12 protein-coding genes are annotated in these 17,000 nt (G+C 70.3%); 2 read left to right on the top strand and 10 right to left on the bottom strand.

All coding sequences use genetic code 11. The annotated features are described in order from the left end of the window. Positions 1 to 30: 30 nt before the first annotated feature. From OG819_RS30320 to OG819_RS30310, 3 genes are read right to left on the bottom strand one after another with little or no spacing between them, the layout of a single operon-like run. Positions 31 to 1,065, bottom strand: coding sequence for an ABC transporter permease (locus tag OG819_RS30320; RefSeq protein ID WP_266651763.1), 1,035 nt, complete (start codon positions 1,063 to 1,065; stop codon positions 31 to 33). After that, on the bottom strand, positions 1,058 to 2,551 hold the full coding sequence (locus tag OG819_RS30315; protein WP_266651761.1) for a sugar ABC transporter ATP-binding protein: 1,494 nt from the start codon (positions 2,549 to 2,551) through the stop codon (positions 1,058 to 1,060). Before OG819_RS30315 ends, OG819_RS30320 begins: the two co-directional genes overlap by 8 nt. Then, positions 2,548 to 3,621 carry a sugar ABC transporter substrate-binding protein gene (locus OG819_RS30310; protein WP_266622341.1) on the bottom strand — a complete coding sequence of 358 codons (1,074 nt, stop codon included), beginning with the start codon at positions 3,619 to 3,621 and terminating at the stop codon, positions 2,548 to 2,550. The genes OG819_RS30315 and OG819_RS30310 overlap by 4 nt, the downstream gene beginning before the upstream one ends. Positions 3,622 to 3,820: 199 nt before the next feature. Between OG819_RS30310 and OG819_RS30305 the strand changes: the two genes are divergently transcribed. Next, positions 3,821 to 4,522 carry a FadR/GntR family transcriptional regulator gene (locus OG819_RS30305; RefSeq protein WP_266417453.1) on the top strand — a complete coding sequence of 234 codons (702 nt, stop codon included), beginning with the start codon at positions 3,821 to 3,823 and terminating at the stop codon, positions 4,520 to 4,522. 39 nt (positions 4,523 to 4,561) lie between these two features. Here OG819_RS30305 and OG819_RS30300 read toward each other — a convergent pair whose 3' ends face one another. The 6 genes from OG819_RS30300 to OG819_RS30275 form a co-directional block, all read right to left on the bottom strand. Next, a complete protein-coding gene (locus OG819_RS30300) occupies positions 4,562 to 7,579 on the bottom strand; it encodes a glycoside hydrolase family 38 C-terminal domain-containing protein (protein WP_266651759.1) in 3,018 nt (1,005 codons plus the stop codon). Between the two features lie 43 nt (positions 7,580 to 7,622). Beyond that, positions 7,623 to 9,635 (bottom strand): endo-beta-N-acetylglucosaminidase, encoded by a 2,013-nt coding sequence (locus OG819_RS30295; RefSeq protein WP_266651757.1) that lies wholly within the window; start codon positions 9,633 to 9,635, stop codon positions 7,623 to 7,625. After that, positions 9,632 to 10,891, bottom strand: a complete 1,260-nt coding sequence (locus OG819_RS30290; protein WP_266651755.1) for a glycosyl hydrolase — start codon at positions 10,889 to 10,891, stop codon at positions 9,632 to 9,634. Before OG819_RS30290 ends, OG819_RS30295 begins: the two co-directional genes overlap by 4 nt. 36 nt (positions 10,892 to 10,927) lie before the next feature. Beyond that, positions 10,928 to 11,836, bottom strand: a complete 909-nt coding sequence (locus OG819_RS30285; RefSeq protein WP_266652883.1) for a carbohydrate ABC transporter permease — start codon at positions 11,834 to 11,836, stop codon at positions 10,928 to 10,930. A 77-nt stretch (positions 11,837 to 11,913) separates the two neighbouring features. Continuing rightward, a complete protein-coding gene (locus OG819_RS30280; protein WP_266651753.1) occupies positions 11,914 to 12,810 on the bottom strand; it encodes a carbohydrate ABC transporter permease in 897 nt (298 codons plus the stop codon). An 8-nt stretch (positions 12,811 to 12,818) separates the two neighbouring features. Beyond that, the gene (locus OG819_RS30275) at positions 12,819 to 14,111 is read right to left on the bottom strand and encodes a sugar ABC transporter substrate-binding protein (protein ID WP_266651751.1); all 1,293 of its coding nucleotides are present in this window, start codon (positions 14,109 to 14,111) and stop codon (positions 12,819 to 12,821) included. Between the two features lie 220 nt (positions 14,112 to 14,331). Here OG819_RS30275 and OG819_RS30270 point away from each other — a divergent pair, with 220 nt between their 5' ends. Beyond that, positions 14,332 to 15,375, top strand: a complete 1,044-nt coding sequence (locus OG819_RS30270) for a LacI family DNA-binding transcriptional regulator (protein ID WP_266622350.1) — start codon at positions 14,332 to 14,334, stop codon at positions 15,373 to 15,375. 74 nt (positions 15,376 to 15,449) lie between these two features. Here OG819_RS30270 and OG819_RS30265 read toward each other — a convergent pair whose 3' ends face one another. Then, positions 15,450 to 16,982, bottom strand: a complete 1,533-nt coding sequence (locus tag OG819_RS30265; RefSeq protein WP_266651749.1) for an alpha-L-fucosidase — start codon at positions 16,980 to 16,982, stop codon at positions 15,450 to 15,452. Between the last annotated feature and the right edge of the window lie 18 nt (positions 16,983 to 17,000).

Raw genomic sequence — 17,000 nt, 5'->3', positions numbered from 1 at the left:
TCCTTGGATCCGTACGAGAACGAAGGGGGGTCAGTCCTGGGCGCGGCCGGTGGTCACGCGGGCGATCATCAGGGCGACCAGGATGATTCCGCCGTAGATGGCCTGGATCCAGAAGGACGGCACCTGGGCGAGCGTGAGCAGGTTCTGCACCACGCCGAGCAGGAGTACGCCGGTCAGGGCGCCGAACATGGTGCCCTTGCCGCCGTCCAGGCTGATGCCGCCGATGACCGCCGCCGCCATCACCGTGAAGATCATGTTGTTGCCCTGGTTGGCGCTGATCGCGCCGACGTACCCGGTCTGCATGATCCCGCCGACCGAGGCGAGGACGCCGGCCACGACGGAGACCCCGAGCAGCATCCGGTCGACGCGGATACCGGCGGCGCGGGCCGCCTCCGCGTTGCCGCCTATGGCGTACAGGGCGCGGCCGACCCGGTGGTACTTGAGGATCAGTCCGGCGACGCCGAAGGCGACCGCGGCCAGCCACACCGACAGCGGGACGCGCAGGAAGGTGGAGGTGGCCAGGGAGAAGAACGCGTCGGGCATACCGAACAGTGTCTTGCCCTTGGTGGCGCCGACCAGCAGGCCACGCAGGACGATCAGCATCGCGAGGGTGACGATGAAGGCGTTGAGCTTGAACTTCACCACGAGGATGCCGTTGAAGGCGCCGATGACTCCGCCCACGACGAGGATCGCGACGAGGGCGAGCGCGGACGGCCATTCCGTGCCCCAGCCGGACTGTGCGGTCGGCAGGACCAGCAGGGCGCCGATGGCGGGCGCGATGCCGACCACCGACTCCAGCGACAGATCGATCTTGCCGGTGATCAGCACCAGGGACTCGGCGAGGACCACCATCGCGAGCGCCGCCGAGGCACCCAGGATGGAGATCAGGTTCCGTTCGGTGAGGAACGAGTCGTTGACGATCGCGCCGAGCACCAGGAGCACCAACAGGGCCGGTACGAGGGCGAGTTCGCGGGCCCTGCGGAGCAGTACGGTCTTGGCGGCCCGTGCGTCGCGGACGCGCGCGGAGGTGGGCGACGAGGCCGACGGGGCCTTCGTGTCAGCCATGGTCCACTCCTTCGATGGAGGCGATCAGCTCGTGGTCGTGCCAGCCCGCCGGGTGCTCGGCGACGACACGGCCGTGGAAGAGGACGAGGACGCGGTCGCAGCGGCGCAGGTCGTCGAGTTCGTCGGAGACGACGAGCACGGCGGTGCCGTCCTCGCTGGCGCTGTCCATCCGGGACAGCAGTGACTCCTTGGACTTCACGTCGACGCCCGCGGTGGGGTTGATCAGGACGAGGAGGCGGGGGTCGGAGGCGAGGGCGCGGGCCATGACGACCTTCTGCGCGTTGCCGCCGGACAGGTCCGAGACGGGCTGCTCGGGGCCCTCGGTGTGGATGTCGAGGCGTTCGATCAGCTCGGCGGCGAAGCCGCGCTTGCGGGCGGCGGGGATGAAGCCGTAGCGGCCGAGCCGGTTCAGGACGCTCATGGTGGTGTTGTCGCCGATGGTCATGCCGGAGACGAGACCCTGGTCGTGCCGGTCACGCGGGACACAGCCGACCCCCGCCTTGAGGGCGGCCTGCACATCGCCGAACGGGAGGTCCTCGTCGCCCAGTCGGGCGGTTCCGCCGGTCGGGGTGTGCAGCCCGGCGAAGGACTCGGCGAGTTCGATCTTGCCGCTGCCGCTGGAGCCGGCGAGGCCGACGACCTCGCCGCGACGGACGGTGAGGTCGATGTCCTCGTACGCGTCGGAGGTCAGCCCCCGGGCGTCGAGCAGCGCCGGGGTGTCCGTGGCGACGGGCTGGTGCGTGGCGGTCCGCTCGGCGATCGACTCCCCCGCCATGGCCTCCACCAGGGCCGTGCGGGGTAGGTCGGCGACCGGCGCGGTGGTGATCCAGCGGGCGTCGCGCAGCACGGTGACCGTCTGGCACACCTCGTACACCTCCTGGAGGTGGTGCGAGATGAACAGGAAGGTGACACCGGACTCCTGGAGCGCGCGCATCCGGGTGAAGAGCCGCTCGATCTCCCGGTTGTCGAGCTGCGCGGTCGGTTCGTCGAGGACGATGAACCGGGCGCCGAAGCTGAGCGCCCGGGCGATCTCCACCATCTGGCGGTCCTCGACCTTGAGGTCGGCGGTGCGGGCCTCCGGGTCGACGTGCACGTCCCAGGTGTCCAGGACCTGTGCCGCCTCGGCCCGCAGTCTGCGCCAGCTGATGAAGCCGCCGCGCCCGAGGGGCTGCCGGTTGATGAAGAGGTTCTCGGCGACCGTCAGCTCCGGTACGACGGTGGGCTTCTGGTAGACGCAGGCCACCTTGCGGCGCCAGGCGTCGCGGTCGGTGAGTGCGGGAGCGGGCTCGCCGTCGAAGCGGACCGTGCCCTCGTCGGGGGCCTGGAGGCCGGTGAGGATGGTGACGAGGGTGGACTTGCCCGCGCCGTTGCGCCCGACGAGGGCGTGGGACTCACCGGGGAGAACGGTGAGCCGGCCGTCTTGGAGGGCGACGGTGGGGCCGTACCGTTTGGCTATCCCCCGCGCCTCCACCAGTGGGGTGCTCATTTGACCGTGTTGCCCCAGAGCTTGGGGTCGTCGACGTTGTCCTTGGTCACCAGCGGCGCGGGCAGCTGGTCCTCCAGGATGCCGCTGGGCAGCTTGACGATCTCGGAGTCGTGGTCGGTCGGGCCGGTCTTGAACGTCTTCCCCTGCATCGCGGCCTTGATGTAGTACATGCCGTACTTGGCGTACGCGTCGGCCGGCTGGGAGACGGTGGCGTCGATCTCGCCCTTGCGGATAGCGTCGAACTCCTGCGGGATGCCGTCGTTCGAGACGATCGTGATGTGGCCCGCCTGGCCGGTCTTCTTGAGCATGCCCTTGGACTTGAGGGTCTGGAGGGTCGGCGCGAGGTAGACGCCGCCCGCCTGCATGTAGATGCCCTTGATGTCGGGGTTGGCGTTCAGGAGGGTGTCGAGCTTGGAGGCCGCGGTGTCGGACTCCCACTTGGCGGGGATCTCCAGGACCTTCAGCTTCGGGTAGTTCTTCTGCACGCAGGTGCGGAAGGCCTCGGAGCGCTCCCGGCCGTTGACGGAGGCCAGGTCGCCCATGATCTGCACGACCTTGCCGGAGGGGATCTGCTTGCCGAGGTACTCGCAGGCCTTCTCGCCGTAGGCGACGTTGTTGGCGCGTACGACCATGGCGACCTTGCCCTTCTCGGGCGCCACGTCGACGGCGACCACGGGCACGCCCTTGCGCTCGGCCTGGTCGAGCCCCGCGGCGATCGCGGCGCTGTCCAGAGGGGCCACGACGAGGCCCTTCACGCCCTGGTTGAGCTGGTTGTTGATGTCGGTGATCTGCTGGGACGGGTCGCTGTTGGAGTTGACGGTCTTGAGGGCGTCGACCCCTTCGGACTTCGCCATTTTCGGCACGTAGTCGTTGTAGGACTGCCAGAACGGCGAGGTCAGCAGGGGCAGGATCACCCCGACCTTGCCGGTGCCGCCGCCTCCGCCGCCCGACGACGCGGAGTCCTTGGTGCTGCCGCATGCCGCGAGCACGAGGGTCGCGCAGGCGGCCGCAGCCGCCGCACGCACTGCCCGCGACGCAATTCGCGTGTTCCGCACGTTTCTGCCGGACATCTGACGGCTCCTCGTTGAGCGAGATCGAACGGGTGTGGAAGTCCGTGGCCGAGCGTCCCGCTCAACCGGGACGAATATTTATCAGACCACTTCACCTCCACAACACCCCCGTGCGCCAAAATTTCCGCGTTATCGACCGTAGTGGTCCGACCACTCTGGTGGTTAGACTGCGGCGCACCCGGCAACAGGAGGAGACGGCGTGGACGAGTCGGCCCCGCAGAAGGGCACCGTGACGCAGCGCGCCATCGAGCGGATCAAGGCGATGATCGGCGAGGGCAGGCTGGAGCCCGGTCAGCGCCTGCCGACCGAGCGTGATCTGGCTGCCCAGCTGGGCATGTCCCGCAGCTCGATGCGCGAGGCGATCCGCGCGCTCACGGTCCTCGGTGTGCTGGAGGCCCGGCACGGCTCGGGCATCTACGTCACCCAGCTGGAGGCCGGGGACCTGCTGGAGACCTTCGGCGTGGTGGCCGATCTCTCGCGCGGGCCGCGGCTGGTCGAGCTGCTGGAGGTGCGGCGGATCCTGGAGTCGACAGCGACCGCGCTGGCCGCCGCGCGGATCACGGCGGACCAGCTCGCCGAGGTCGAGAAACACCTGACGGCGATGAACGCGACGGACGACCCGGAAGAGATCCTCGCCCACGATCTGGCCTTCCACCGCGAGATCGCGGCCGCCGCGGGCAACGAGACCATGGCCGCCATCCTGGAGGGCCTGTCCTCGCGCACGTTCCGTGCCCGGGTCTGGCGGGGCTACGAGGAGGAGGGCGCCTTCGAGCGGACGCGCCGCGAGCACGCGGCGATCCACCGCGCGCTGGTGGCCCACGACCCGGAGGCGGCCAGGGCGGCCGCCGCCGCGCACGTGGGCGAGGTGGAGCAGTGGCTGCGGACCCAACTCACGCAGTAGCCGGATCCGCAGCACGGGAAGGGTGAAGACGCCTAGTGCTCAGGCGCGCGTCAGCCGCAGGGTCACCAGCTCGAAGGGGCGCAGCGACAGGGTGACCCGGTCGCCGTCGCGCCGGGGGGTGACCGCATCGGTCAGGGGCCGCTCCAGCAGGTCGGTCACGGTGACGTCCCCGATCTCGAACCCGGCCGTCAGCGCGGCCTTGGTGCGCCCGCCCCGGGACTCGTGGAAGCGCACGACCACATCCCCGCTGCCGTCGTCGGCGAGCTTCACCGCGGTCACCACGACCGCGTCCTGCGCGACCTCCACCAGCGGCGCGACCTCACGCCCGCCGCTCACCCGCCGCTCCGGCAGATTGATCCGCCACCCTTCGCGCACCGCGTCCCCGATCCCGGCCCCCGGCACCAGCGCGTGCCGGAAGCGGTGGACACCCTGGTCGGTCTCGGGGTCGGGGAAGCGCGGGGCGCGCAGCAGCGAGACGCGCACGGTGGTGGTCGTACCGGAGTCGCTGTCGCGGACGGTACGGGTCACGTCATGCCCGTACGTCGAGTCGTTGACGATCGCGACACCCCAGCCCGGCTCCTCCATGTGCACGAACCGGTGGTTGCACGCCTCGAACTTGGCGGCCTCCCAGGACGTGTTGGTGTGCGTCGGCCGGTAGAAGTGCCCGAACTGCGTCTCGGAGGCGTACCGCTCCGCGTGCACGTCGAGCGGGAAGGCGAGCTTGAGGAACTTCTCCGACTCGTGCCAGTCGACCTCGGTGTCGATGCCGAGCCGCCGCTCCCCCTGCGCGAGCGACAGCACCTGGGTGACCCGCGAGGCGCCGAAGGACCGTACGATCCGCACCGACACGCCGTCCTCACCCGGCACGAGCTCGTCGGCGTCGACCAGGTCGGTGACCGTGTTGCGGTAGAACTCGTCGACGTCCCAGGCGTCCCACATGTTCGGGAAGTCGGGGTGGATCTGGAGCAGGTTCGCGGCGCGTCCGGGGGCGATCGTCTCGCGGTCGGCGTCGATGTCGTACGCGGAGACGACGAGGCCCCGGGCGTCGATCTCGACCCTCAGGAGGCCGTTGTCGAGGACGTGGCCGCCGCCTACGCGCGGCGCGAGGGCCACCTCGCTCGCGACGGCGGCGGGCAGGGCCCCGCCCGCCGGAACCCCGTCCCTGCTGTGCGGGGCGGAGTTGAACACGAGCTCCGTGGTGCCTTCACCCGCCAGCGCCCGCTGCGCCGCGTCGATGATGCCGGTCAGCTCCTCGGCGACCCGCTCGTACGTCCTGCGCGCCTCCCGGTGCACCCAGGCGATGGACGAGCCGGGCAGGATGTCGTGGAACTGGTGGAGCAGGACCGTCTTCCAGATGCGGTCCAACTCCTCGTACGGGTAAGGGAATCCGGCCCGTACGGCCGCGGTCGCCGCCCAGAGTTCGGCCTCGCGCAGGAGGTGTTCGCTGCGCCGATTGCCCTGCTTGGTCTTCGCCTGGCTGGTGAGGGTGGCGCGGTGCAGTTCGAGGTACAACTCGCCGACCCAGACAGGGGCGTTCGGGTACTCGGCCTCGGCCTTCTCGAAGAACTCCGCCGGGGTCTCCCACGTCACGGTCGCGGAGCCTTCGAGGTCACGGACCCGCGCCGCCTTGGCGACCATCTCGCGGGTGGTGCCGCCGCCTCCGTCACCCCAGCCGGTGGGGGCCAGGGAGTGCCGGGCGACGCCCTTGTCCTTGAAGTTCCTGGCCGCGTGGGCGAGTTCGCTGCCCCGCATGGAGCAGTTGTAGGTGTCGACGGGCGGGAAGTGGGTGAAGACGCGGGTGCCGTCGATGCCCTCCCACTGGAAGGTATGGTGCGGGAACTTGTTGGTCTGCGACCACGAGATCTTCTGGGTGAGCAGCCACTTGGAGCCCGCCGCCTTGATGATCTGCGGGAGTCCGGCGGCGAAGCCGAAGGTGTCCGGCAGCCAGGCCTCGTCGTTCTCGATGCCGAACTCGTCGAGGAAGAACCGCTTGCCGTGCACGAACTGACGGGCCATCGCCTCCGAGCCCGGCAAGTTGGTGTCCGATTCGACCCACATGCCGCCCGCGGGCACGAACCGCCCGTCCGCGACCGCCTTCTTCACCCGCGCCCACACCTCGGGCCGGTGCTCCTTCACCCAGGCCCACTGCTGGGCCTGGGACATCGCGAAGATGAACTCGGGCTCGTCCTCGATGAGCGCGGTCATGTTGGAGGTGGTCCGGGCCACCTTGCGGACGGTCTCGCGCAGCGGCCACAGCCACGCCGAGTCGATGTGCGCGTGCCCGACGGCGCTGATGCGGTGAGCGGACGGCACGGCGGGCTCGGCGAGCACCCCTGCCAGCCGTGCCCGCGCCGCGGCGGCACTCGCGCCGACGTCCTGGAGGTCGACCGCGTCGAGCGCCTTCTCCACCGCGCGCAGGATGTCCCAGCGCCGTGCGGACTCCACCGGCAGCTCGGCCATCAGCTCGCCGAGAACCTCCAGGTCGAGCACCAGCTCCCACACGGTCTCGTCGAGCACGGCGAGATCCATCCGGGTGAGGGTGTACTGCGGCTCGCTGCCCGCGGTCTCCTTGTCGCCCAACTGGGTGGGCAGGAAGGGGTGGTAGTCGAGGATCACCGGGTTGGAGGCGGCCTCGATGTGCAGCCGGACCTCCTCGCCGCCCTCGACCGGGGCGCCGATCCGCACCCACTGGTTGCGCGGGTTGAGGCCCTTCACCGGAGTGCCGTCGGGCCGGTAGACGAGCCCCTCGCACTGGAAACCGGGCATGTTCTCGTCGAAGCCGAGGTCCAGCAGGGCCTCGACCGTCCGGCCGGCCCAGGCCTCCGGGACGGTCCCGGTGACCCGGAACCAGCTGGTGCCCCACGGAGCACCCCAGCGCGCGCCCACCTCGATCGGCTCGGGTGCGGCCGCGAGCCCCTCGGCGACGGGCACCGGCTCACCGGGCGCGTGCCACACCGCCACTTCCAGCGGCACGGACTCGGGGTACACGGCGGGTCGGATGCGCTCGTCGAGGACGCGCTTGAGGCGGGCTTCGACCAGGGTGCGGTCGTCATGCATGGGGTGCTCCGTGGGGTGAAGATGGTGCGGGAAAGTCGTGCTGCTACCAGGTGTGGGTGGTCGTGGCGGCGGTCGAGACGGTGAACAGCTCCCCCACCGCGCGCACTTCGAACCCCCCGGCCGACTCACCCTGCTCGGGAGTGAGACCGCCGACGTAGAACGCGATCTGGCAGGTGCCGCCGAGGAACCGGCGCGTGCCGTCGGGGAGCGTCCGGTACAGCTCGTAGTGGCGTACCGCGCCGGGGGCGCCCTGCCACGCGAAACGCAGGTTGCCGCCGTCGGCGCCGGTGACGCGCAGGTCGGTGGGCGCGGCGGGGGTGAGAACGGCATCGCGGACCGCGAGCCCGCCCAGGCGCCAGCGCACCGGCCCGCTGCTCGCCGTCAGCCGTACGCCCAGCGCGTGCACGGTCCCCGTGAGTCCGGTCAGCGGCACGGTGGCGGTCCCCCAGCCGTCGCCCGAGGACGTGACCGGGAAGTACGTGTACGGGGGCGCCCCTCCCGCCGCGCCCGGCTCGGCGGTGGCGACGGCCAGCTCCACGGCGGCGGCGCCCGCGTCCGTGCGGTACGTGAGCTCGACCACCGTGTCCGCGGTGAGCGGCAGCCTGGTCGCGTACAGGTCCAGCGTGGTCGGCGCGTCGAGGGCGCCGGCGACGAGCAGACTGCTCCCGCCCCGCCAGGCGTCCGTGAAGTCGAAGGTGACGGCGGGGCGCTGTCCGGTCGTCCGTACGACCCAGCGGCGGGAGGGCAGCCGGTCCTGGAGACCGAGGTGGTTCCAGGCCGTGTCCGAGGTGGCTTCGCCGTCCTCGTACCACTTCAGTCCGTGGCCGGTGTTGAAGGTGGTCGCGAAGGGGACGGAGGTGACCGTCGAGCGGTCGGCGACGCAGACGGCCGGGGCGCGCCAGCTCGCGCTCGTGCTGGGCTTGGAGGGGTCGAGGGAGGAGCCGGTCCAGAACAGGTCGTCGGCGGCGTGGAAGTCGCCGGGGGTGCGGCTCGCGGGCAGGTGGTTGCGGGTCCACTCGGGCCGGTAGAAGCCGAGGGAGGTGACGTGGGCCTTGCCGCTCGGCACGATGGCGTCCCAGTTGACCGACGCGCTGGTGCCGTTCGCCTCGACGTCGACGCCCGCCCACAACTCGTAGGGGCTGCGTCCTAGTTGCTGAGCCGTCGTCGCGGAGGAGGCCAGGCCGCTCTGGGACCAGCGAAAGTCGACGAACATGGAGTCGGCGGCCTGGAAGAACGTCTTGTTCTGGCTGTTCAGGGCGCCCTGCCAGCTCACCGAGCCGTTCACGGTCATCGCGTCGTACCAGGTGACGCGCTGCCCCCGGGCCGTCCCGAGCGTCTTGAGTTCGTTCATGAAGCCGAGCATGTCGGTGGCGAGCGAGGTGTTCCCGCCGCTCGTCTCGGCGTTGATGAACCAGCCGTCGAAGCCGTACGCCGCCGCCACCGCGACGAGCTGCGCGGCGAGCGGGTAGTGCCCGGTGGAGTCCTTCTGCACCAGGTCGCGGGTCCACTGGAGCTGTCCGCCATAGGCGACGGGCGGCAGGAAGACATTGCCGAGGACGGGCACGCCGTGCCGGTGGGCCGCGTCGACGATCGGGGCGTTCGGCGCGAGGATCAGGCCCTCGCCCGCCGAGCCGCCCCAGAAGACGAGTTCGTCGAGGTACGCCCAGTGGGTGAGGGCGTAGTAGTCGGCGGTGGCGGCGCCCTGCGAGGGGTTGCTCGACGTGGGGCCGAAGGAGACGAGGGACTGGACGCGGGCCTGGCCGCTGCGGGCCGTCGTGTTGGCCGGGGTCGGTGTGAAGCGGGCGGCGAGCGGCACGGTCGACGCGTTGAACGCGAGGTCGGTGTCGGTGGCGGCGCTCCAGGCCTTGAGGCTGTGCCAGGTGATGCCGGTGCCCGGGGTGCCCGAGGGCAGCGAGTCCGGGTACCAGTAGGAGGCATACGGCGACGCCGCGGTCGCGGCGGCCTTCGTCGCCGCGGCGGCGGGCAGGCCGGGCAGGGCGGGCAGCAGCGCGGCGGTCGCGCCGGCGAGCAGGACGGTGCGTCTGGTGGGGTTCACGAGCGGGCTTCTCCTTGTGGGATGGGGAGTACCTGATCGGGACTGACGACTTCGGTGATGCCGCGCGCGGCGAGGTGTTCCTTGTCGTCCGCGCGCGCGTCGAGGACGGTGGTGGGGCGGGCGCCGTCGGAGGTGAGTCGGAAGAACGCCTCGAAGACGGGGCCGCCCGGGGCGCACAGCGAGCGGACGGCGGGGTCGGCGGGGACGAGCAGCGCCGTGGTGCGGGGGGCGGGCTTGTGGTGGTGCTCGCGGGCCGCGCGGGCCAGCGTCCGCGCGCTGTCCTTGGGGCGCCGGTCGTTGGTCAACAGGCCGAGCCCGTATTCGAGTTCGGGGAAGTCGGCGAGGTCGCGGGAGACGTCGTGGGAGCACCACCAGGTGATGCCCCACAGGTCGGGGCAGTCCAGCGCGGCCGCGACGGTCGCCTCCGTGAAGGCCGCGGCGTGCTCGGGCGGGATCAGGGGGGCGGGCGCGCCGACCTCCTGGAGCCAGACGGGCCGGTGCGGGTCGTCGGCCCAGGCCTTGCTCAGCTCGATCAGGTACGCGGCGTGATGTTCGGTCGGCACGGAGGTACGGCCGTGCCGCTGGGCGGTGCCGTTGAAGACCCAGGAGTGCACGGCCGTGACGGCGCCGCGCCGGGCGGCCTGGCCCGGGGTGAACGGCATGTCGTCCTGGTACCAGGTGGCGTCGTACTCGGCGTGCAGATGCAGCCGGCCCGGGGCGCCCTCCTCGCAGGCGGCGAGCATCCGCTCCAGCCAGTCGTCGATCTGGGTGCTGCTCGCCCGGTCGGGGTCCGGATGGGGCGGTCCCACCGAGAACTGGTTGACCTCGTTGCCGAGCGTCATGCCGATGAAGTGGGGGCGGTCGGCCAGGGCCGCGGCGAGCGTGCGCAGATAGGCCGCCTGGCCGTCGAGGACCTCCGGGTCGGTGAACAGGTTGCGCCGATGCCAGGTCCGCGTCCACGCGGGCAGGAAGTCGAAGCTCGACAGGTGCCCCTGCAGACCGTCCACATTGACGTCGAGCCCCCGCTCGCCTGCCGCGTCGACGAGTTGGAGCAGCTGCTCGACCGCGCGCGGGCGGATCAGCGCGCGGTTGGGCTGGAAGTAGGGCCACAGCGGGAAGACCCGGATGTGGTCGAGGCCCAGCGCGGCGATGGAGTCGAGGTCGGTGCGTACGGAGTCGAGGTCGAAGTCGAGCCAGTGGTGGAACCACCCCACGCTCGGGGTGTAGTTGACGCCGAAGCGCACGGCAGAAGGCATGCGGGATCCTTGCGAAGCGAATCGGGAGGCGGGAGGTCAGCCCTTGACGGCGCCCTCCCCCACCCCGCGGAAGAAGTACCGCTGAAGGCAGGCGAAGAGGGCGATGAGCGGTGTCACGGCGATGATCGTGCCCGCGGCGACGAGCCGTTCGTCGTTGGCGAAGGTGCCGTGGAGATAGTTGAGGCCGATGGTGAGGGTGAACTTCGAGGGGTCGCTGAGCACGATGAGGGGCCACAGGAAGTCGTCCCAGGAGAACATGAAGGCGAAGATCGCGACGACGGCGAGCGTGCCCTTCACCGAGGGCAGCGCGATCCGCAGGAACCGCTGCCAGGTGTTCGCGCCGTCCACGAAGGCCGCCTCCTCGATCTCGTACGGCAGGTTGAGGAAGGCGCCTCGCATCAGCAGGACGTTCATCGCGCCGATGCAGCCGGGCAGGACGACCCCGATGAGCGTGTTGTTCAGGCCGAGCTCACGCATCGTGGTGAACTGGGCGATGATGATGCCCTCGACGGGGACCAGCATCGCGAGGATGAAGACGAGGGTCGCCACCCGGCGGCCGCGGTAGCGCAGGCGGGCCAGGGCGTAGCCCGCGAGGGCCGAACCCACACAGTTGGTGACGACATTGGCGCCCGCGACCTTCAGGGAGTTGAAGGCGTAGTCCCAGACGGGGATGGTGTCGGCCACCCGCTTGTAGTTGTGCAGCGTGGGATCGCCCGGCAGGAACTTCGGCGGTGAGCTGAAGATGTCCTCGGTCGGGCCCTTGAGCGAGGTGGACAGCTGCCACAGGAACGGGCCGACGGTCAGGGCGAGAACGGCGAGCAACAGCAGGTAGCGCAGGGCGAGTTCCCAGCCGCGGACACGGCGGCCGTGCTCGTCTGTGACACGGCGGCGCCGGGGCCCGCGCCCGGCCGGCGGACGCCGCTCGACGCCGCGCTCCTTCTCCAGCACGCTCACGCGTCCTTCTTCCCGCACGCTCACGCGACTTCCTTCCCGCCCGCTCACGCGTGCTCCTTCCGGCGCACTCACGCCTCCTCCTTCCGGTCGGCGCGCAGCACGAGCAGCATCAGCGCGACGGTGACGACGAAGACGACGACCGAGATGGCGGAGGCGTAGCCGACCCGGCCGGTCAGTCCGGTGCCGGTGCGCTGGACGAGCATGACGAGGGTGGTGTCCTCGCCTGCGGGGCCGCCGGCCGGGCCCGCCATCAGGTACACCTCGGAGAACACCTTGAACGCGGCGACCGAGGAGAGCGCGGCGACCAGCACCATGGTGGAGCGGACGGCGGGCACGGTGACCGTGAGGAAGCGCCGGACCGCGCCCGCGCCGTCGACCGAGGCGGCCTCGTGCAGCTCGCGTGGCACATTGGCGAGCGCCGCGAGATAGATGATCATGTAGTAGCCGAGGCCCTTCCAGACCGTGACGGCCATGGCGCTCAGCAGGAGCAGCCACTGGTCGCTGAGGAAGCCGATCCTGCCGACGCCGATCGCCTCCAGCAGCGAGTTCACCAGGCCGCGTTCGTCCAGGAGCCACACCCAGATCAGACCGACCACGACGATGGACGCGACCACCGGGGTGTAGAAGGCCGACCGGAAGAAGGTGATGCCGGGGATGTTCTTCTGGACCAGCAGCGCGAGCAGCAACGGCAGCAGGACGAGGGCGGGGACGACCCCGAGGACGTACAGCGTGCTGTTGCGCAGCCCGATCCAGAACATGTCGTCGTGCAGCAGCTCACGGAAGTTGGCGAGGCCCACGAACCTGCCCGGGATCAGGGTGCGGCGGTCGGTGAAGGCGTTGACCACGGTCGAGACGAACGGGTAGAGGATGAACACACCCACGACCAGAAGACCCGGAGCGGCGAACAGCCAGGGACTGGCCGGAAGTTGACGCCGCACACGGGCGGTGCTGGAGGAACTCGCCATGGCTTCGCTCAGCCCTGCTGCTTGAGCAGCGTGTCGCAGGCCTTGACAGCGTTGTCGAGAGCCGTCTTGGGGCTCTCCTTGCCCTGCAGGGCCTTGGCGACCTCGTTGCGCAGCGCGGTCTTCATCTGCTCGCTGAAGAGGACCGGCGTGTAGTTGACCGCGTTCTTCAGGGACTTGGCGGCGGCGATCCGCACGCGTGTCTCGTCGGTGCCGTCCTCCTTGGTGAAGTACGGGTCGTCGAGCGAGCCCGCGGTGCTCGGGAAGATGGCGACCTTCTTGGCGAAGGACATCTGGTTCTGCGCGTCGGTGACGAAGTGCGCGAAGGCGACCGAGGCGGGCGTGTGCTTGGTGCGCGAGTTGACCATCACGCCCATCACGTACATGTTCACCTTGCCGGTACTGGTGATCTGGTCCGTGATGCCGATGTTCTTGTAGAGGTTCGGTGCCTGCTTCTTGAAGTTGCCGAGGTCCAGGGCGCTGCCGGGGTTCATGGCGACGGCCTCGGTGAGGAACTTCTTGCCGGAGGACTCCGGGGTCGCGGTCAGCGCCTGCGGGTCGAGCGCCTTCGCGTCGTACAACTCCTTGTACCTGGTGAGGAGTTCGACCCCCGTGGCGTCGTTGAAGGCGAAGGCGGTGCCCTCCTTGTTCATCAGCTCGACGCCGTAGCGGCCGAAGTCCTCGACGGTGGGCACGTTGGCGAGCGTGGCGACCTTGCCGTCGCTCTTCTTGGCCAGTTGCAGGGCGTCGGCGAAGAGTTCGTCGTACGTCGTCGGCGGCTTGGAGGCGTCGAGTCCGGCCTCCTTGAAGAGGGACTTGTTGTAGAAGAGCGGGCCGGTGTTGAGGTACCAGGGGAAGGCGTACGTACCGGTCATGCCCGGTATCTGGTGGCTGGCCCAGGCGCCGTCCAGGTACTCCTTCTTGTACTGGGCGGCGGACTTGTCGAGGTCGAGGGCGAGGCCCGCCTTGGCGAGCGGCGCGACGAGGTCCGGCGAGACGTTGACGACGTCGGGCAGGGTGCCGCCGGCCGCGTCCGCGCTGATCTTGTCGGCGTAGCCCTCGGCGGGCTGGTCGATCCACTTCACATGGGTGCCGGGGTACTTCTTCTCGAAGTCTGCGATCACGCCCTCGAAGTACGACTTGAAGTTGGCCCTCAGGTTCCAGGTCTGGAAGGTGATGTCGCCCTCGACCTTGCCGGAGGCGTCCGTCGAGCCACTGCCGTCACTCCCGGAGCCGCAGGCGCTCAGCGGCAGGAGAACGGCGACGGTGGCAGCGGCGGCGAAAGCTCTGCGGGAGATGCGCACGGATGGGGCTCCTCTTGCAGCAGGGGGAACGGTGCCGGGGCAGACCTTGCTGCCAACTCGCCGGGCAAGTCAATGGATTTGGCCCAGCTAAAATCATTAGTGCCACAACATGGCTGGTCACAGCTGTTCTCTCAGCCTCTTGCAATCAATCACTAATGCGCTTTAGATTGCCTCAGCTCAAGCGCATTAGTACACCAGCTCAGCAGAACGGGGAACAGGGTTGCCAGCCAAGCGGTCACCCGCGCGCCGACCGACGATGAAGGACATCGCGCAGCGCGCCGGGGTCTCCGAGAGCGCGGTCTCCTTCGCGCTCAACGACCGGCCCGGGGTCTCCGAGATCACCCGCGACCGGGTCCGCCGCGTCGCCGAACAGCTGGGCTGGCGGCCGAGCACGGCGGCGCGCCAGCTGTCCGGCGAGGGCGCCGCCACGGTCGGTCTCGTCGTGGCCCGGCCCGCCGACACCCTGGGCGTGGACTCGTTCTTCCTGCAGCTGATCTCCGGTATCCAGGAGGTGCTGGCCGAGCGCCATCTCGGCCTGCTCTTCCAGGTGGTGGAGGACGTGGCCGACGAGTGCGCGGTCTACCGGCGCTGGTGGGCCGAGCACCGCGTGGACGGAGTCATGGTCGTCGACCCGCGGACCGACGACCCACGCCCTGACCTGCTCGAGGAGCTGGGTCTGCCCGCCGTGGTGATCGGCGGCGTGCCGGACGCGGGGCACCCGGGGATCTCCACCGTCTGGGCGGACGACGCGGGCGCGATGGCCGCGGTGGTGGACGAGCTGTACGCGCTCGGCCACCGCCGGATCGTGCACATCGCGGGCCTGCCGGGGCTCGCCCACACCGAGCGCCGGATCCGCACCCTGCGGGCGGAGGCCGAGCGGCGGGGTCTGACCGAGGTGCGCTCGGTCCCCACGGACTACTCGGACGCGGAGGGCGCCGCCGTCACCCGCCGCGTCCTGGAGAGCGGCACCCCGCCGACCGCGCTGGTCTACGACAACGACGTGATGGCCGTCGCCGGCGTCGCCGCCGCCACGGAACTCGGCTTCTGGGTGCCGGGCGACGTCTCGGTCGTCGCCTGGGAGGACTCGCCGCTGTGCCGCATGGTCAAGCCATGGCTGTCCGCCCTCTCCCGCGACACCGTGCAGTTCGGCCGCACGGCCGCCCAGGAACTCACCGCACTCCTGGACGGCGGTCCCGCACGGACGGTCCAGGTGCCGGTGCCGCGGTTGATCGAACGGGAGAGCACGGGGCCCTGCGGGGCTTGAGAGGGTGAGGGGTGGGCGCAAAGCTGAAGACGGTGAGGGGTGGACACCGTGCGGGGCGTCCACCCCCGTAGGCCTCAGATCCGCGATCGATGGAGCGCGAACTCCGCGATCCGCGCGGGCTGCCTTGACCGCGTCACTCGCAGACGCCAGTACCGCGCCCGTACGGGCGCCGGGAGCAGCAGGATCCGGCTCGCTCCGATCGTGCCCGCCCCGGCCACCCGGCTCCAGGCGCCCGCTCCGTACGCCTCGACCACGAAGCTCTCGACCTGCTGGCCGTGCCGGATGTCCTCCGCGAGCCTGATCCGGTCCACTTCGCGCTCCGCGCCGAGGTCGACGGCGAAGACGCCCGGGGACGAGCGGACCACGGCCCCGCGCCCCAGGTCCTCCGGCAGCTCCCGGTCCACGCGTTCACGGAACTCGCGCAGCCGCACCACATCGGCGGCCGGCAGCAGGCCCTGTGTGTCGGGTGGGATGTTGAGCAGCAGGACCGAGTTGCGGCCGACCGAGCGGAAGTAGATGTCGGTCAACTCGGACACGGACTTGGGCTGTTGGTCGGCATGGTAGAACCAGCCGTCACGGATGGACACATCGCACTCGGCCGGCCACCACTGCAGGTAGTCGGCCACCGGGCGGGCCGCCACCAGCGCGTCCCGGCTGCCCTCATCGGCCGCGTCGTAGGCCAGCGCGTAGTCCGTGCGGCCGTAGTCCTTCTCCGTGACCGGTACGACGCTCCACTCGTCCTCACGGGCGAGCCCGCCCTCGTTGCCGACCCAGCGCACATCGGGCCCGGACACGGCGATCGAGGCGTCGGGCGCGAGGGCCCGGACCAGCGCGTACCAGCTGTCCCAGTCGTACTTCTCCACCTTGTCCGGCGGTATACGGCCCTGGGCTCCGTCGAACCACACCTCGTCGACGGGTCCGTACTCGGTGAGCACTTCGTAGAGCTGGTTGAGCATATGGGCGCCGTAGTCGGTGGCGTCCAGCGTGAACGTCCTTGGGTCCGTACGGTCGTCGCCGTCGACGAGCGTCGGGACGGTGCGCCCGGAGCGCGCGCTGCCGTTGGCATACACGCCGTGCAGGTACTGGTTCTCGTCGGCCGGCGAAACATAGACCCCGACCTTGATCCCGTGGTGGCGCATCGAGTCGGCGAAGGAGCGCAGGACGTCGCCCCGCCCGCCGCGCCAACTGCTCGACGCCACCGAGTGGTCGGTGTAGCGCGACGGGTAGAGGACGAACCCGTCGTGGTGCTTGACGGTGAGGATGGCGAGCTCGAAACCGCCGTCGCGCAGGGCCCGGGCCCATTGGTCGGTATCGAGCCCGACGGGCTGGAAGACATCCGGGTCCTCGTCCCCGGTGCCCCATTCCAGGCCGGTGAAGGTGTTCACGCCGAAATGCAGGAAGGCGGTGCGTCCCAGGTTCTGCCAGGCGATCTGCCGGGCTGAGGGCCGGACCTGGGAGGCCTTGCGGACCAGGTCGTCCTCGGTGTCGGAGGAGCTGACGGGGATACGGGAGAGGGGTTCACCCGGGGCGGCGAGGGCTACGGACGTGCCGCTGGCAGCGACGAGGGCGGTGGATGCCAGGACGAAGAGGCGTCTGGAGATGGCCATGGGGTGGGGGCTCCTCAC

The organism is Streptomyces sp. NBC_01549 (assembly GCF_026339955.1).
Lineage (GTDB): Bacteria > Actinomycetota > Actinomycetes > Streptomycetales > Streptomycetaceae > Streptomyces.
The sequence above is the reverse complement of the archived record's forward strand: the minus strand, read 5'-3'. Positions and strand labels throughout refer to the sequence as shown.

Coding starts and splice junctions, on each gene's coding strand:
- OG819_RS30320 (WP_266651763.1), bottom strand. CDS start 1,065: ATGGCTGACACGAAGGCCCCGTCGGCCTCGTCGCCCACCTCCGCGCGC.
- OG819_RS30315 (WP_266651761.1), bottom strand. CDS start 2,551: ATGAGCACCCCACTGGTGGAGGCGCGGGGGATAGCCAAACGGTACGGC.
- OG819_RS30310 (WP_266622341.1), bottom strand. CDS start 3,621: ATGTCCGGCAGAAACGTGCGGAACACGCGAATTGCGTCGCGGGCAGTG.
- OG819_RS30300 (WP_266651759.1), bottom strand. CDS start 7,579: ATGCATGACGACCGCACCCTGGTCGAAGCCCGCCTCAAGCGCGTCCTC.
- OG819_RS30290 (WP_266651755.1), bottom strand. CDS start 10,891: ATGCCTTCTGCCGTGCGCTTCGGCGTCAACTACACCCCGAGCGTGGGG.
- OG819_RS30280 (WP_266651753.1), bottom strand. CDS start 12,810: ATGGCGAGTTCCTCCAGCACCGCCCGTGTGCGGCGTCAACTTCCGGCC.
- OG819_RS30265 (WP_266651749.1), bottom strand. CDS start 16,982: ATGGCCATCTCCAGACGCCTCTTCGTCCTGGCATCCACCGCCCTCGTC.